16 protein-coding genes are annotated in these 14,636 nt (G+C 68.5%); 1 reads left to right on the top strand and 15 read right to left on the bottom strand.

The features are described from left to right. Positions 1-20: 20 nt before the first annotated feature. The 15 genes from ACW7GZ_RS04885 to ACW7GZ_RS04815 form a co-directional block, all read right to left on the bottom strand. Positions 21-1,094, bottom strand: a complete 1,074-nt coding sequence (locus ACW7GZ_RS04885) for a tetratricopeptide repeat protein (RefSeq protein WP_457008162.1) — start codon at positions 1,092-1,094, stop codon at positions 21-23. Beyond that, positions 1,094-1,573, bottom strand: a complete 480-nt coding sequence (locus ACW7GZ_RS04880; RefSeq protein WP_457003625.1) for a cytochrome c-type biogenesis protein — start codon at positions 1,571-1,573, stop codon at positions 1,094-1,096. The genes ACW7GZ_RS04885 and ACW7GZ_RS04880 overlap by 1 nt, the downstream gene beginning before the upstream one ends. Continuing rightward, positions 1,570-2,160, bottom strand: coding sequence for a DsbE family thiol:disulfide interchange protein (locus ACW7GZ_RS04875; protein WP_457003627.1), 591 nt, complete (start codon positions 2,158-2,160; stop codon positions 1,570-1,572). Before ACW7GZ_RS04875 ends, ACW7GZ_RS04880 begins: the two co-directional genes overlap by 4 nt. Beyond that, positions 2,157-4,085 (bottom strand): heme lyase CcmF/NrfE family subunit, encoded by a 1,929-nt coding sequence (locus ACW7GZ_RS04870; RefSeq protein WP_457003629.1) that lies wholly within the window; start codon positions 4,083-4,085, stop codon positions 2,157-2,159. Before ACW7GZ_RS04870 ends, ACW7GZ_RS04875 begins: the two co-directional genes overlap by 4 nt. Further along, on the bottom strand, positions 4,086-4,574 hold the full coding sequence (gene ccmE, locus ACW7GZ_RS04865; RefSeq protein ID WP_457003631.1) for a cytochrome c maturation protein CcmE: 489 nt from the start codon (positions 4,572-4,574) through the stop codon (positions 4,086-4,088). Continuing rightward, positions 4,571-4,747, bottom strand: a complete 177-nt coding sequence (gene ccmD, locus ACW7GZ_RS04860) for a heme exporter protein CcmD (protein WP_457003633.1) — start codon at positions 4,745-4,747, stop codon at positions 4,571-4,573. Before ccmD ends, ccmE begins: the two co-directional genes overlap by 4 nt. After that, positions 4,744-5,508, bottom strand: coding sequence for a heme ABC transporter permease (locus ACW7GZ_RS04855; protein WP_457003635.1), 765 nt, complete (start codon positions 5,506-5,508; stop codon positions 4,744-4,746). Before ACW7GZ_RS04855 ends, ccmD begins: the two co-directional genes overlap by 4 nt. Positions 5,509-5,672: 164 nt before the next feature. Then, positions 5,673-6,116, bottom strand: a complete 444-nt coding sequence (gene azu / locus ACW7GZ_RS04850; protein WP_457003637.1) for an azurin — start codon at positions 6,114-6,116, stop codon at positions 5,673-5,675. An 82-nt stretch (positions 6,117-6,198) separates the two neighbouring features. Next, entirely contained in the window at positions 6,199-7,020 is an 822-nt protein-coding gene (locus tag ACW7GZ_RS04845; protein ID WP_457003639.1) for a c-type cytochrome, read from the bottom strand. A 26-nt stretch (positions 7,021-7,046) separates the two neighbouring features. After that, positions 7,047-9,581, bottom strand: coding sequence for an MtrB/PioB family outer membrane beta-barrel protein (locus ACW7GZ_RS04840; protein ID WP_457008160.1), 2,535 nt, complete (start codon positions 9,579-9,581; stop codon positions 7,047-7,049). Positions 9,582-9,607: 26 nt separating this feature from the next. Then, on the bottom strand, positions 9,608-10,654 hold the full coding sequence (locus tag ACW7GZ_RS04835) for a DmsE family decaheme c-type cytochrome (protein WP_457008158.1): 1,047 nt from the start codon (positions 10,652-10,654) through the stop codon (positions 9,608-9,610). A gap of 111 nt (positions 10,655-10,765) precedes the next feature. Beyond that, entirely contained in the window at positions 10,766-11,443 is a 678-nt protein-coding gene (locus ACW7GZ_RS04830; RefSeq protein ID WP_457008156.1) for a TetR/AcrR family transcriptional regulator C-terminal domain-containing protein, read from the bottom strand. 22 nt (positions 11,444-11,465) lie between these two features. Continuing rightward, a complete protein-coding gene (ccmB, locus tag ACW7GZ_RS04825; RefSeq protein ID WP_457003986.1) occupies positions 11,466-12,134 on the bottom strand; it encodes a heme exporter protein CcmB in 669 nt (222 codons plus the stop codon). After that, positions 12,134-12,778 carry a heme ABC exporter ATP-binding protein CcmA gene (ccmA, locus tag ACW7GZ_RS04820; RefSeq protein ID WP_457003647.1) on the bottom strand — a complete coding sequence of 215 codons (645 nt, stop codon included), beginning with the start codon at positions 12,776-12,778 and terminating at the stop codon, positions 12,134-12,136. The genes ccmB and ccmA overlap by 1 nt, the downstream gene beginning before the upstream one ends. A gap of 36 nt (positions 12,779-12,814) precedes the next feature. Continuing rightward, entirely contained in the window at positions 12,815-13,300 is a 486-nt protein-coding gene (locus ACW7GZ_RS04815; protein WP_457003649.1) for a DUF3293 domain-containing protein, read from the bottom strand. 77 nt (positions 13,301-13,377) lie between these two features. On the opposite strand from ACW7GZ_RS04815, the gene ACW7GZ_RS04810 reads away from it, so the two are divergent. Continuing rightward, positions 13,378-14,523 carry a pyridoxal phosphate-dependent aminotransferase gene (locus tag ACW7GZ_RS04810; RefSeq protein WP_457008154.1) on the top strand — a complete coding sequence of 382 codons (1,146 nt, stop codon included), beginning with the start codon at positions 13,378-13,380 and terminating at the stop codon, positions 14,521-14,523. The last annotated feature ends 113 nt before the right edge of the window (positions 14,524-14,636 follow it).

Here is a 14,636-nt window from a genome sequence, read left to right as displayed (position 1 = left end):
TCCGGCACGTCAAGCGCGGGTCACTCCGCGCCGAGAACCAGCTCGATCACCGCGGCATTTGGCAGGGAGACGCGGACGGGCGCGGATTCGATGTCGCCGGCACTGCGTTCGACGGTGCCGGACGCGGAGATGCGCGCTGAAACCAGGGCGGCGTCGAGCTGCGACAGAAGCTGCGTCGGCATCGGGCTGTCGGCGTCGTCGAGCACGATGTCCAGCGGCAGCGCAGACACGGGATGGCGTTCGGCGGCCACCGGCATCGGCGGACCATCGGGGTCACGCGCCATGACGAACACGATGCCTTGGCCGCCGAGCCGTTCCGCGAGCCCAGGGGCGAGCGAAATGCGCACGCGCAGGCCGCCGGATGATGCCCCCTCCGAGCCTTGGCCCGCAGCAGTTGCGACTGGCGGCGTGGCGGCGGCCGCGGTTGCCGGGGGCAGGCCCGCCGCCGCGCGCGCATCGGCGATCTGCGTGCGCAGGCTGGCGGCGGTGGCGGGGTCGACTTCGTCCAGCATGGCTTCCCAGGTTGCGACCGCTTCCGCATCCATGCCGCGCTGGCGCTGGGCAACGCCTATGAACCAGCGTGCGCGCTGGTTGGATGGCTGCAGCGTTGCGGCGCGCTGCAGCAGGACCAGCGCATCGTCTTCGAACAGGTGCTGCGGATGGGCCTGGGCGCTGGCCTGCGCGAACTCGACCATCAGCGCCGGCTCGTCGGGGACCAGCTCGAGCGCCTTTGCATACGCGTCGCGCGCGCCGGCCGCATCGCCCTGCACCGACAGCGAGCGGGCGAGGAGCGCCCAGCCTTCCGGCTGTCGGGGATTGCGTTCGAGCTCGGCGCGCAGCTGGTTCACGGCTTCGGCGAATTCGGCGGGATCGGCGTGGGCCGCGTCGCCGCCGGCCATCGCCACCGGCGCACGCGCGGCCGGATCAAGCGCGGCGGGCGTGCCCAGGAGCTGGTACAGGCCGACTGAAAGCAGGGGAACCACGGCCAGCACGGTGAGCCAGGTGCGCGGCGAATCGCGGCGCAGCGGCGCGGCGACCATTGTGGTGGCCACGAGTGACCCGAACAGCACGACAAGCATGAAGACAACGGTCATTACCACTCCTGTCCGTCGTCGACGGGATCCAGCGCGACGCGGTTGCGGGCCGCGCGCTTGCGCACCACCACCACCAGGACCACGGCACCGCCAAGCAGCACGATCCCCGGTCCCAGCCACAGCAGCAGCGTGCCGCCGCCGAACTGCGGGCGATAGAGCACGAACTCGCCGTAGCGATCGACCAGGAAGGTCTTGATCTCGGCGTCGCTGCGGCCTTCGCGCATCAGGTTGAAGACTTCGCGGCGCAGGTCGTGCGCGATCGGCGCGTCGGAGTCGGCCAGCGACTGGTTCTGGCACATCACGCAGCGCAGCTCGAGGGTCAGCTCGTGGAAGCGCCGTTCTTCGGCGCGATCGCGGAACTCGAGGGGCTGCGCAGAGCGCGTGGCCTGCGCCGAAACGGGTACGGGCACCAGTGCCAGCGACAGTGCGACCAGCAGCAGCGCCAGCAGCCCGCCGGCAAGCGTCATGCGCATGTTCATCCGCCGGCCTCCATGGCTTCGACCATCGGTGCAACCACGGTGTCGATGATTTCGTCGGTCACAGGGCCCACGTGCTTCCAGCGCACGATGCCGTCGGCGTCGACCAGGAAGGTCTCGGGCGCACCATAGATGCCCCATTCGATCGCAGCGTTGCTTTCGTAATCGGTGACCACGACCCAGTACGGGTTGCCGAACTGCTCCAGCCAGCGCAGCGCGTCCTCGGGCTCGTCCTTCCAGTTGTAGCCGACCACGCGGATCCTCTTTGTTTCCGCGTAGCGCGCCAGCACCGGGTGCTCGACCTGGCAGGCCGGGCACCAGCTGCCCCAGACGTTCATCAGATAGGGCTTGCCCTGCAGCTCCGCGGTACCGACGCGGTAGCTGGGGTCGTGCAGCACCGGCAGCGAGAACTCGGGCGCGGGCTTGCCGATCAGCGGCGAGGGCAGGGATTCGCGATCGGGGCGATCGGAGCGGCTCACGCCCCAGCCCAGCAACACCAGCAGCAGCAGGAATCCGCCGAACAGGGCCACGGTCAGGAGCTTGCGGCTACCGCCGTCGGCATCGGCACCGGGAGGCAGCGGCGCGTTCATCGCGCCTCTTCCTTCTTCAACGGCAGTCGGAAACGTCGGTCGCAGGCGGTGACCAGGCCGCCCAATGCCATCAGCAGCGCTCCCGCCCAGATCCAGCGGATGAAGGGCTTGATGTGCAGGCGGACTGCCCAGGCGTCGCCGCCCAGCGGCTCACCCAGGGCAACGAAGATGTCGGCGCGGACGCCGGCGTGGATGCCGGCATCGGTCATCACCTGGCCGCCGCTGGCGTAGGCGCGCTTCTCGGGATGCAGGAGCACCAGGGGCTTGTCGTCGCGGAATACCTGCACCAGGCCGCGGTCGGCCATGTAGTTCGGTCCCGGCACCTGCTCGACGCCGTCGAAGCGGAACGCATAGCGGCCGATGGTCTGGGTCTCGCCCGGCGACATCGGCACTTCGCGCAGCACGTTCTGCGCCTCGACCAGCATCGCGCCCAGCACGAACACCGCTACGCCGAGGTGGCCCAGCACCATGCCCAGCATTTCCGGAGTGAAGCTGCGGCCCTTGGCACGCACGCGCGTCCACGCGAAGCGCAGAGTGCCCAGTGCGACCCAGGCCGCGGCGCCCACGCCGAGGCCGGTCTTGAGAGCGCCCTGCGGCGCCTTGAACCAGGCGATGACGCCCAGAAGCACGGCCAGGCCGAGCCAGGGCGCAAGCATCGCCAGTGGCTTCGAGGCCTGTTCCTGCTGCCAGCGCGTCAGCGGCCCGAACGGCACCAGCATCACCAGCGGAGCCATCAACACCAGGAACAGGGTGCCGAAGTAGGGCGGCCCGACCGAAACCTTGCCCAAGTCCAGCGCGTCGGCGATCAGCGGGTACAGGGTGCCCAGCAGCACCATCGCGCAGGCGGATGCCAGCAGCAGGTTGTTCACCAGCAGAAGGGTCTCGCGGGAGGAGGCCGCGAAGGGCTTGCCCTGCGCCAGGCGCGGCGCGCGGGTCACGTAGACCAGCAGCGCGCCGCCGATCACCACGCCAAGGAACACGAGGATGAAGAGGCCGCGCGAAGGGTCGGCGGCGAAGGAGTGCACGCTGGTCAGCACGCCCGAGCGCACCAGGAACGCGCCCAGCAGCGACAGCGAGAACGCCGCGATCGCAAGCAGCATCGTCCAGCTGCCGAAGCTGCCGCGCTTCTCGGTGACCGCCTGCGAATGGATCAGCGCCGCGCCCACAAGCCAGGGCATGAAGCTGGCGTTCTCGACCGGATCCCAGAACCACCAGCCGCCCCAGCCGAGTTCGTAATAGGCCCACCAGCTGCCCATGGCGATGCCGACGGTGAGGAAGGCCCAGGCGACGTTGGTCCACGGCCGCGACCAGCGCAGCCAGCGTGCGTCCACCGCGCCTTCCAGCAGCGCCGCGATCGCGAACGCAAAGGGCACCACGAAGCCGATGTAGCCGATGTACAGCAGGGGCGGGTGGATGATCATCCCCGGGTCCTGCAGCAGCGGGTTGAGGTCGTGCCCCTCGGCGACCGCCGGCAGCAGGCGCTCGAACGGATTGGAAGTGAAGACCATGAACGACAGGAAGCCGACCGCGACCAGGCCGATCACGCCGAGCGCGCGCGCCCGGAAGCTCCACGGGATGCGGCCCGATGCCATGGCGACCGCCGCGTTCCATACCGCCAGCATCAGCGCCCACAGCAGCAGCGAGCCTTCGTGAGCGCCCCAGACCGCGGTATAGCGATAGACCAGCGGCAGCAGCGAGTTGGAGTTGTCGGCCACGTACTTGACCGAGAAATCCTGCATTACGAAGGCCAGGGTCAGCAGCACATACCCGGCCAGGACCAGCACCAGCTGCGCGAGCGCCGCCGGCCGCGTGACCGCGGCCAGGTCCTCGCGTCCGCGGGCCGCGCCGACGAGGCCGGTAATGCCCTGGAGGACCGCGAGTACCAGCGCCAGCGCGAGAACCGCCTGGCCGATCTCGGGCAGCACCTAGAGGGCGCCTTCGGGCTGCTGCGCGGGCACGTCGACGTTGTGCTTCTCGTGCGCCAGACCCATTTTGTCGGCCACTTCCTTGGGCACGTAGGTCTCATCGTGCTTGGCGAGCACGTCTTCGGCGACGAACGTGCCGTCGGCGCGCATGCGGCCGGTGGCGACCACCGATTGGTTCTCGCGGAACAGGTCCGGGAGGATCCCCGAATACACCACCGGCATCAGCGCATCGCCGTCGCTGACCATGAAGCGCGCTTCCATCGAGCCGGGCGTGCGTTCGAGGGAGCCGTCGGCAACCATGCCGCCGAGGCGGAAGCGGGCCTGCCCCGAGGCCACGTCGGTGCCGGCGCGGCCGTCGAGGATTTCGGCCGGAGTGAACAGGTAGGCGACATTGCGCTGCAGGGCCATGGCCACCAGCACCGCGACCAGCGTGGAGGCGGCGACGATAGCGAGCACGAACCAGAGGCGTCGGCGGCGGGTGGGGTTCATCGGCCAAGCTCCGTGGAACGGTCGGGTCGGGTGGGGCGCGCGGCCTTGCGCGCGGCAAGCCGACGCGCGGCGCGCAGCTGGCGTGCGATGGCGAGGCGCGGGGCAATGAAGTCCCAGGCCAGCATCAGGGCGAACACCGCGTAGGCGGCGATGACATATTCTCGATAGCTCATGCGTGCGCCCCGGCCTTGGCCGCCGCGGCGAGCCGGCGGACCCAGTCCTTGCCGCCCTCGCGCTGCAGGTTGTCGGCGCGTGCGCGCGCCAGCAGCGAACCGGCGAACCAGAGCTTGGTGCCGATCAGCATCCACACCAGCGGCGGCATCATGCTCGGGTCCATCGAGGACTCGCCGAACACGCGGATGGTCTGGCCCTGGTGCAGCGAGTTCCACCACACCACCGAGTAGCGGATGATCGGAAGCATCACCACGCCGACCAGGGCCAGCAGGCCCGCGGCGCGCGCGGCGGTGCGGCGGTCGTCGATGGCCTGGTAGAGCCCGATCACGCCCAGGTAGAGGAATAGCAGCACCAACTGGCTGGTCAGCCGCGGATCCCAGTCCCACCAGGTACCCCACATGGGCTTGCCCCAGATCGAACCGGTCACAAGGGTGACGACGGTGAAGGCGGCGCCGATCGGCGCGCAGGCCATGGCCAGGATCTCGCAGAGCTTGATCCGCCAGATCAGCGCGATCGCGGAGTAGAGCGCCATCAGCCCGAACACGAGCAGGCTCATCCAGGCCGCGGGCACATGGATGTACAGGATGCGGAAGCTGTCGCCCTGCTGGTAGTCGGCGGGCACCTGGAACAGCGCTCCGTACACGCCCCAGGCCATCACCAGTGCGCCCAGCGCGTAGCCCCAGGGAGACCATCTGGCGGCAAAGCGGTCAAAAGAGGGTGGTGAGCCGAGTTGATGGAACCAGCGGATCACCGGATTCATGTCGGACATCGTTTCCGCTGGGAGGAGGTGGGGCTGGCCCGCGATTCGCCGGCTCAAAGGGCCTGCCGGGTCTTCGCCAGACAGGCCATTCTTTCAGGTTTGGCCCCCCGGGCCAAGCACGCGGAACGGCATCGCGTCGTTCCGCGAAGGTACCCGGCGGCGCCTTATTTCAGGGTAATGGTGCCCTTCATGAGCGCCGAGTGGCCGGGGAAGCTGCAGAAGAACGAATTCGGGCCGGCGCCGAGCTTGGCGACCGGGAAGGTCACCGAAGTGCTTTCGCCACCGCCGATGAGCTTCGAGTGCGCAATGACGCGGCTGTCGCCGGCCTTGACGTAGTCCGCGGCCGCGCCGGCCTTGATGCCGTCGGCGTCGATGCCCTTCATGTCCGACGTGGCGGCGATCACCACGTTGTGGCCCATGGCGACCTTCGGCAGCTGGCCGGTGTGCTTGAGGTTGATGGTGAAGTCCTTGCAGCTCTTGCTGACGTCGATGTTGGCGACGTTGAACTTCATTGCGTCGTTGCCTTCGATATCGACCGCACAGGTCGCGGCCATGGCAGCGGGGGCGCCGAGGAGGAGGGCGGAAGCGAAGAGGATCTTGCGAAGCATGGTGAGACTCCAGGGAGTGCGGGGATGGTGTGTAACTGCCATTACATGATACCCCCGGACACCGAACGCGCCCTGACCTGGGTCAGCGCGGAAGCGATGACAGCCATGCCGCCACGGCCTGCACGCTGTCCTGGTCGAGGTGGTGGGCGGCGCCGCTCATGATGAAATCGGTGGTCAGGCTGGTGTGCTTGCCTTCCTGGTATTCGGCAATGCGCGCCATCAGGTAGGCGTTGCGCTGGCCGCGCAGGGACGGGTAGGCGGCATAGGGCGTAAAGCCTGCGGCGTCGACCTTGTAGGCGTCCGGATGCCCGCGTGCGTCCTCGCCATGGCAGGCCTGGCACGGCGGAATACCGGCCGCCGGGTCGCCGGAAAGGTAGAGTCGCTCGCCCCGCGCGAGCAGGGCGGGATCAGGCACTTCGGCGTCAGGCCCGGGTTCGGGTCCTTCGGTCGCGGCCGCAGGCGGGCCTGCCGCAGGGAGCCCGGCGTAGTAGATCGAGAGGTCACGCATGTCCTCTTCGCCGAGTTCGGCCACGATCGCCGCCATCACGCTGTCGCCGAAACCGGTGTCCTTGAATTTGACGAGCTGCCAGTACATGTAGTCGGCACGCTGGCCGGCGATGTCGGGGTACAGGGGCACGACGGAAATGCCGTCCGGTCCGTGGCAGGCGGCGCACAGCTCCGAACGGGCCTGGCCGCGCGCCGGGTCGCCGCTGATCGGTGTGATCCGCCGCAGGTCGAAATAATGCGGTGTCACGGCTTCCGGCATGCTCTCCACGGCGGCGGCCACCGCTTCCGGTGCGGGTTCGTCCGCCACCGGTTCCGCCGGCGCCGATGCGGTTGGCGCAGACGCATCCTGTGCCAGGGCGCCGGCCGCGGTGGCCATCACCACCGCCGCTGCAAGCATCAGTCCGCCCATCCTCGCGCGCGCGTTCACAGCTTCACCTCCAGCAGGGCTCCGACCATGTTCACGGAATAGCTTGAGGGGCCGCTGTCGAGGTAGACGCGGTTCGCGCTCACAAGGCTCTGGTCAAGGCCAAAGTAGTGCCAGTCCGCCATGCGCCCGGTCTCGTAGGTGTCGAACAGGCGCAGGCCGACCCGTTCGCTGATCGGGATCGCCCACGACAGGGTGAAGGTGTTGGTCCGATGCACCATCGGCGCGAAGCCGTTGCCCGCGGCCGCGGCCATGGCCGGGTAGGCCAGTGCATCGGGGGAGTTGAAGCGATAGCCGGTCTGGCCGCGTGAATCGGCGTAGTTCCAGCCGAGTTCGAGGTGGCTGCGGTCGAATTGGCGGCTGAAGTTGATGCCGGCGTAGTAGTTGCGCTGGTCGTCGTCGACCCACCAGCGGCCGGCGTCGATGTAGGTGTCGCCTCCAAGATCCGGGTCGTTGCCGAATGCCGCGATCTCGTTGATGTTGGCCATGCCAAGCTCGGAACGGTCGTAGCCGAGGAAGACGTTCGCCGTGGTGCGCTCGTCGGGCTGCCAGTCCCAGGACAGGCTGGCGCCGAGGCTGTCGTAGTCCTGGCGGCCGAATTCGGCGTCGTAATCGTTCCAGTCGCCGCGCAGCGTGCCTGACAGCGTGTGGTTGCGCGGCAGGGCCAGGGTGGTGATCAGGGTCGCCTTGTGCTGCTTGCGGCCGCCGACGTCGTACTTGCGCAGTTCGGAAAGGGTATGCGGCCAGATGTTGCCGTCGTCGATGAATCCGGGCAGGTCCATCGAATAGGTGAAATGGTAGGGGTCGTAGTTGTAGTCGCGCCCCTCGCGATCAAGATAGGAATAGTTGGCGCGCAGGGTCACGTCCTCGATCGCGCGGCTGCTCCAGGTGAGTTTGACCAGCATGTCCTCCTGGCGCTCGACCTCGCGGTGATCGCGGTCCGTGCGCGTGAAGCCGAGTGAGGCGCCCAGGGTGTTCTTGTCGTTCACCCGCCAGTCGACGCCGAAGCTGCCCTCGAGGATGTCCTTGTCCAGCGGCAGGTTGCGGATCCGCGTGATCACGCTCGGGAACAACACCGGGTCCCAGACGCCCATTTCCAGCGGCACCGAGCTGCCCTGGGCGCCGTTTTCCGCGATGTAGCCGTACTGGCCGGTCAGCGGGTTGTAGGCGAAATAGTCGCCCTTGTAATCCTGGCGGTGGAACTTGAGGTTGCCCTGCATGGTCACGCGTTCGGCCGGCTGCATCACCAGGCGCGCGTTGACGAGGGTGCTGTCGATGCTGAGGTCGGCGCTGCGCTGCGACAGCGCCGCGGTCGTGTTCCAGTCGGAGCAGTTGAAGGCGAACGGCGGCACGGTCAGGCCGAACTGGTCACCGCTGGCGCAGTTCATCGGCGGCAGCAGCTGGTCGTCCTGCCGCGAGGTCGAGAACGAGGCGGTCACGGAGAACTGGCCGTTGCCCTCGAGTTTGCGCGTCGCGGTTGCCTTGAGGTTGTGGTAGTCGTTCTCCGGCTCGTAGGCGAACTCCCCCACGGTCAGCGGGTAATTGCCGAAGCCCGGGACCAGCGACGGGAACGCGAACGGCACTTCATAGCTGAAGCGGCGGTTGCCGGTGCGGAACATCGAGCCGCTGTAGCCGACGTCGAAGTTCCATTCGTTGCTGGCGTAGCGCAGGCCGGCGTTGACGTTGAAGGTGCTGTCGTCGATCGGGCGCGGGGTTTCGTACACGCCACCGGAACCAGGGAAGATGAAGGCGAAGAAGAACGCGCCGCCGAACGGGCGCGCGCCCTCCCGCTGCTCGTGGCTGGCGCCGAAATAGGCGGTGAGCTGGCGGCTGAACATGTAACTGCCGGACATGCCGAACTTGTCGCGCACCACCTTGAGCACCTGCGGCATGGCAGCTGCGGAGACCGCGTCAACTTCGGCATGGGTGCTGCCCGCCGGCGTCAGGCCGGGTTTCAGCGCCAGGTAATCGCTGCCAACGCCGTCCCAGATCGAACGCGCCGCGCCGCTGGTGACGTTGGGCTGGCTGCGTGCAAAAGCTTCGAGGCGGTAGTGGCCGGCGCGGCCCCAGGTCGCCTTGATGAACTGGTTGTCGGAGTTGACGCGGGCGCCGCGGATTTCGGCGTGGCTGCCGTCGGTCGGGCGGGTATACGCCAGTGCCAGGCGGGCGACCAGTCCGTCGGACCAGTTGTTGAAGCGCAGCCAGTTGGTGTTGCGCTCGTCATTGATGTCGATGTAGCCGATGCCGAGGGTGCCGGAGAACAGCCAGCCGCCGGAAAGCTCTCGCGGCTGGCCGAAGTCGGGGACGCAGGGATACAGGTGGCCGCTCGGCGTACGCTTGCGCTCGGCGCTGAGCCAGCTCATGCCGTCGGCGTTGCAGCCGTACTGCGCCATACCGTCGGGATCGATGGCGTTGCCGAGCTGCAGGTCGACGCCGACGCCGCTGTCCTGGGCAAGCGCAGGGAAGACAAGCGCGCCGAGCAGGGCAAGCCATAGCGGGTGGTGACGTGCGATGCGGCGGTTACCTGGGTTCATGTCGGACCTCCTGCGCGTCGATGCCGTTATTTGTGCAGCCGTGGACCCGAGGGATGGTTGGATCCGTGGACCTGGGAATGGCAGCTGATGCAACCGCGCGCAATCAGGCGCTCATCCGCTCCGGGCTGGCCGGCCAGCGAGGTGCCGGTGTGCAGGTCGTTCGGATGGCGCACGTGCGAGTGGCACTGCTGGCACAGGAAGGGCACCGGTGCCACCAGCAGCGCCTGCTGGTTGGAGCCGTGCGGGGTGTGGCAGTTCAGGCAGCTGTCGCGCACCGGCGCGTGCTCGAACAACATCGGCCCGCGCTTTTCGGCATGGCACTGGTAGCAGGTCTCGTTGACCGTATCGGTCTTGAGCAGGCTGGCATTGATGGTGCCGTGCGGGTTGTGGCAGTCGGCGCAGCTCATCTGGCCTTCGGGCAGCGGCATGTGCGAGCGGCGGTTGAACTGCTGGCGCACGTCCTGGTGGCAGCCGGCGCAGGTCTCGCTGATCGATGGCTTGGCCAGCAGCCCTTCGGATGAGAACTTCGCCATGGGGTTGTGGCAGTCGCTGCACGACAGATCGTTGCGCTGGTGCACCGAGCCCGCCCACTGGTCGCGCTGGCCGCCGGAGTGGCAGCCGAGGCAGCTGGTGGCCTGGGTGTCGACGTCGGTGCCTCCGTCCTTGGTGAAGGCGATGATCGAGCCCGGCGTGGTGGGCGATTCGATGTGGCGCGAGCCGCCGCCATGGCAGGACTCGCAGGTCGCCGTGCCGGGATCGGCAGCCAGGGCCGCGCTCATGCCCAAGGCGTGGACGGTATGCGCGAAGTTCGCGGTCTCCTGCGTGTGGCAGGCGGTGCAGACCGTCTCGCCCACGGCACGCGCATCCGGGCTGTCCGGATTGTGCGCGACCGGGGCGTTGGCGAAGCCCGGGGCGGCGTTGAAGCCGTGCGGCGATACCGGCTGCTCGCTTCCGAAATGCGTCGAAGGCAGGCTGCTTTTGGGAGCCTGTTGTGCCGCGACCGGTGCCAGGAAACCGGCGCCTAGCAGGACGGCCGCAGCGAGTGCCAACAGACTTCCGATGAAAACCCGCATCGCCCTCTCTCTCCCTTTGGCTGGCCCGACGTGAAATCGGCTGGCGTGTAACCGGCGTTACAGGAGTGTTGTCTGGCGTTCAGCTTTCGTCAAGCTGCACTGCACACCAACTCAGCGGGGGAGGGCGCCGCGAAGGAACATATGGGCAGCGGACCGCGCCTCGGCACGCACCGTCGAGTGATCCGCGGGCGTGCGCATGCCGTTGATGCTGCGGATGATCGTGCCGCCGAAGACCATCATGTAGAACTGGTTCGCAGCTTCCTCGGGGCATTCGACCGCCAGCGTTCCCGCCTTCGCCTGGCGGGCGAAATAATCCGCCAGGCGAGCATGCGCCGGCTCCACGCCATGCTCGAAGAACCAGTCGCGAAGCTCCGGGAAGGCGAGGCCCTCGCCGATGATGATGCGATGGCTGACGGTGCGTTCCGGCGAAAGCATTTCCACGGCGAGGCGCTCGGCGGCAGCCGGCAGCGCGTCGGCAGGCGTGAGAGCGGGATCGTCGAGGATGTCGAGGCCTTCGCCGAACGAGCGGATGCTGCGCTCCATGACCGCGTGTGCCAGGCCCTCCTTGTCGCCGAAGGCACCATAGAGCGTTGACAGCGAACCACCTGCGCGGGCCACGATGTCCGACAGGCGGGCGTTGCGGTAGCCCTTTTCCATGAAGACTTCGGTGCCCACTTCGAGGAAGCGGTCCGCGCGTACCTTCGCGCGTCCCGTCGGCCGGTCCGGCCGGGGCTTGCGGCCCGGGACCTGCGCCACATCGTCGGATGGCGGGGGCGGTGGATTCACCATGGCCTGGTTCCGGTCGCCATGCCTAGGCCAGTGCGATCCGTATCGCCGCGGCGGCGGCGAGTGGGGCCAGAACGATCGCTGCGACGAGCCCCGCGGCAAGCAGCAACAGGCCGCCCACGGGATCGAAGCCCTGGGCGGCGGCAGTGACGCTGCCGGCGCCGAACACCAGCACCGGCACGTACAGCGGCAGCGCCAGCAGCGCGACCAGGATCCCGGAGCGACGCATGCCCACGGTGAGCGCTGCGACCACCGCGCCCAGCAGCGCCAGCAATGGCGTACCCAGCGCGAGCGCGGCGAACAGCACGGGCCAGTGCGCGCGCGGCAGCGCCATGAGCTCGGCCAGCAGCGGCATCGCCAGCAGCAGAGGCAGGGCCGTGGTAAGCCAGTGCGTGGCCACGCGAACCAGAACCAGCCAGGCCAGCGGCACCGGCGCCAGCAGCCATTGTTCAAGCGAACCATCCTCGGCGTCGCTGCGGAACAGGGTGTCCAGTGCGAGCAGCCCGGAGAGCAGTACCGCCACCCACAGCGCGCCCGGTGCCACCCGCGCCAGCATTGCCCGGTCGTTGCCCAGCGCCAGCGCAAACAGCACCAGCACCAGCAGCGCGAACAGCGCCGGCTGCAGGGCATCGCCGCGCCTGCGCCACAGCAGCTGCAGGTCGCGGCTGGCAAGCGCGCGCGCGGCCGACCACATCACGACGGCCGCTCCAGCTGCAGCAGCCGGGTGCGTACGGGAGGCGCGGCATAGGCACCGTGGGTGGTGACCATGGCGCCGCCGCCTTCGCGCAGGTGGGCCTGCACCATCCGGTTCACCAGTTCGATGCCCTCGAGGTCGAGGTTGGCGTAGGGCTCGTCCATCAGCCACAGCGGCGCCGGCGACAGCCACAGCCGCGCCAGCGACAGGCGTTTGCGCTGTCCGGCCGACATCTGGCGTGCGAGTGCGTCCTCGTAACCGGCCAGGCCGACGGTCGCCATCGCATCTTCAAGCGACATGCCGGGGCGGCTGCCATGCAGGCCGCACAGGAACCGCAGGTTTTCCAGCGCGCTGAGATCGGCCTTCTGCCCGGGCAGGTGCCCGAGATAGCCGATCACCCGCGCGCGCAGCGCCGGCAGCGCGGGCTGGCCCTGGAAGCGGATCGCGCCGCCGTCGGCACGCAGCAGCCCTGCCAGCACCTTGAGCAGCGTGGTCTTGCCGGCGCCGTTCTCGCCCTGGACCAGGAGTGCCTCACCGACACCAACCTCGAAATCGACCGGGCCGAACACCGGCATCTCATTGCGCGTGAAACGCAGGGCTTGGGCGGAGAGCAGGGCGGGTGCTGGGCTGGCGGCTGGGGGCATCGTGCGGCACGGGCCGCGACGGCGACCGGAGGGTCGCTATTCTAGCCAGTCGGCCGCGGCTGCGGGCCCGGGCTGTGCCGGCCGTTTCGCCTGCATGCGCAGGCGCACCGGATCGCCGCGCAGCCACCACAGGGCGCCGAGCTGGCCGAAGCGCTGGGCGAGGGCGTCGAGTTCGTCGCTGCCGATGTCGAAGATCACCCAGCCGGGTTCGCGCCAGCTGCGGTTGGTCGCGGAGGAGAATGCGGGGAGGTGTTCCAGGCCACGCCCGGTGAGTTCGGCCTCGAGTGCGGCATCCTCGAACCGGTTGGAGGCTTCGGCGCGCGGCTGCGAAAACGGATTCCAGGCCGACAGCAGCCCGAAGCTCCGCACCTGGGGGTGGAGCAGCTCCAGCCCCGGGGCCGGCAGGCCGACGCGGATGTCGTGCCAGTCACCATCGCGCGCCCAGCGGTATTCCGCCTGCAGGTACGCGACGGCAAGGCGCTCGGCGTCGGCGTCGGAGACGGGGGGCAGGGGCTTCGACATATCCGGGATTTAACGCGAGTCGGAGGCCTGCGTAAACTCACGGCTCCACCGGCAGGCGGCCGGATGCGGAGGATGCGATGCCGGGCACCAAACTCCCGAAGGTGGGGACGACCATTTTCACTTTGATGTCGCAGCTCGCGGCGGAACACGGTGCCGTGAATCTCGGGCAGGGCTTCCCCGATTTCGAGGTCCCGGCGCGCCTGGTCGATGCCGTCGACCGCGCGATGCGCGCCGGCCACAACCAGTATCCGCCCATGACCGGCGTGGCCGCGCTGCGCGAGGCGATCGCCGACAAGACCGCGGCGCTGTACGGGTATCGCCCGGACCCGGACGCCGAGGTCACCGTGACCAGCGGCGCCACCGAGGCGATCTTCAACGCCGTCCACGCGGTGGTCCGCGCCGGCGACGAAGTGGTGGTGCTGGACCCGGCCTACGACTGCTACGAGCCGGCGATCGACCTGGCCGGTGGACGCGCCGTGCACGTGCCGCTTGATCCGGCCACGTTCGCCCCCGACTGGGCGCGGGTGCGGGCCGCGATCGGCCCGAAGACGCGCATGCTGATCGTCAACTCGCCGCACAATCCTTCCGGCGCGATGCTGACTGCCGACGACATGGCCGAGCTTGCGGCCATCGTCGAGGACAGCGGCGTCTGGCTCATTTCCGACGAGGTCTACGAGCACATCGTCTTCGACGGCGCACGCCATGAGTCCGCGCTGCGCTATCCGGCGCTGCGCGAGCGCGCCTTCGTGGTATCGAGCTTCGGCAAGACCTACCACTGCACCGGCTGGAAGCTCGGCTACTGCATCGCGCCGCCGGGGCTGTCGCTCGAGTTCCGCAAGGTGCACCAATACAACGTGTTCTGCAGCTTCGCGCCGGCGCAGCATGCGTTCGCGGAGATGCTGAGCGAGGAACCGGAGCACCACCTCGGACTGGGCGATTTCTATCAGGCCAAGCGCGACGCGTTCCGCGAACAGCTGCTGGGCACGCGTCTGCGGCCGCTGCCGGTGCCCGGCGGTTACTTCCAGTTGGTCGACTACTCCGAAGTCAGCGATCTTGCGGACGTCGAATTCTGTCGCTGGCTGACGATCGAGCACGGCGTGGCATCGATCCCGCTGTCGCCGTTCTATGAAACCCCGCCGCCCGGGCAGCGCTTGGCGCGACTGTGCTTCGCCAAGGTGCAGCCGACGCTGGATGCGGCCATCGAACGCCTCACCCAGCTGTAGGAGCAGCTATAGCTGCGACCACGACGCCGCTCTACGGCCATCACGGCCTCACAGCGCCGCCATCTCTTGCGGCGGATATCCCAGTGGGCTGTATGGCATTTGGGGAAAGAGGC

Source organism: Luteimonas sp. A537, assembly GCF_054052065.1.
Note: the sequence above shows the minus strand (reverse complement) of the source record. Positions and strands in the feature narration are given on the sequence as shown.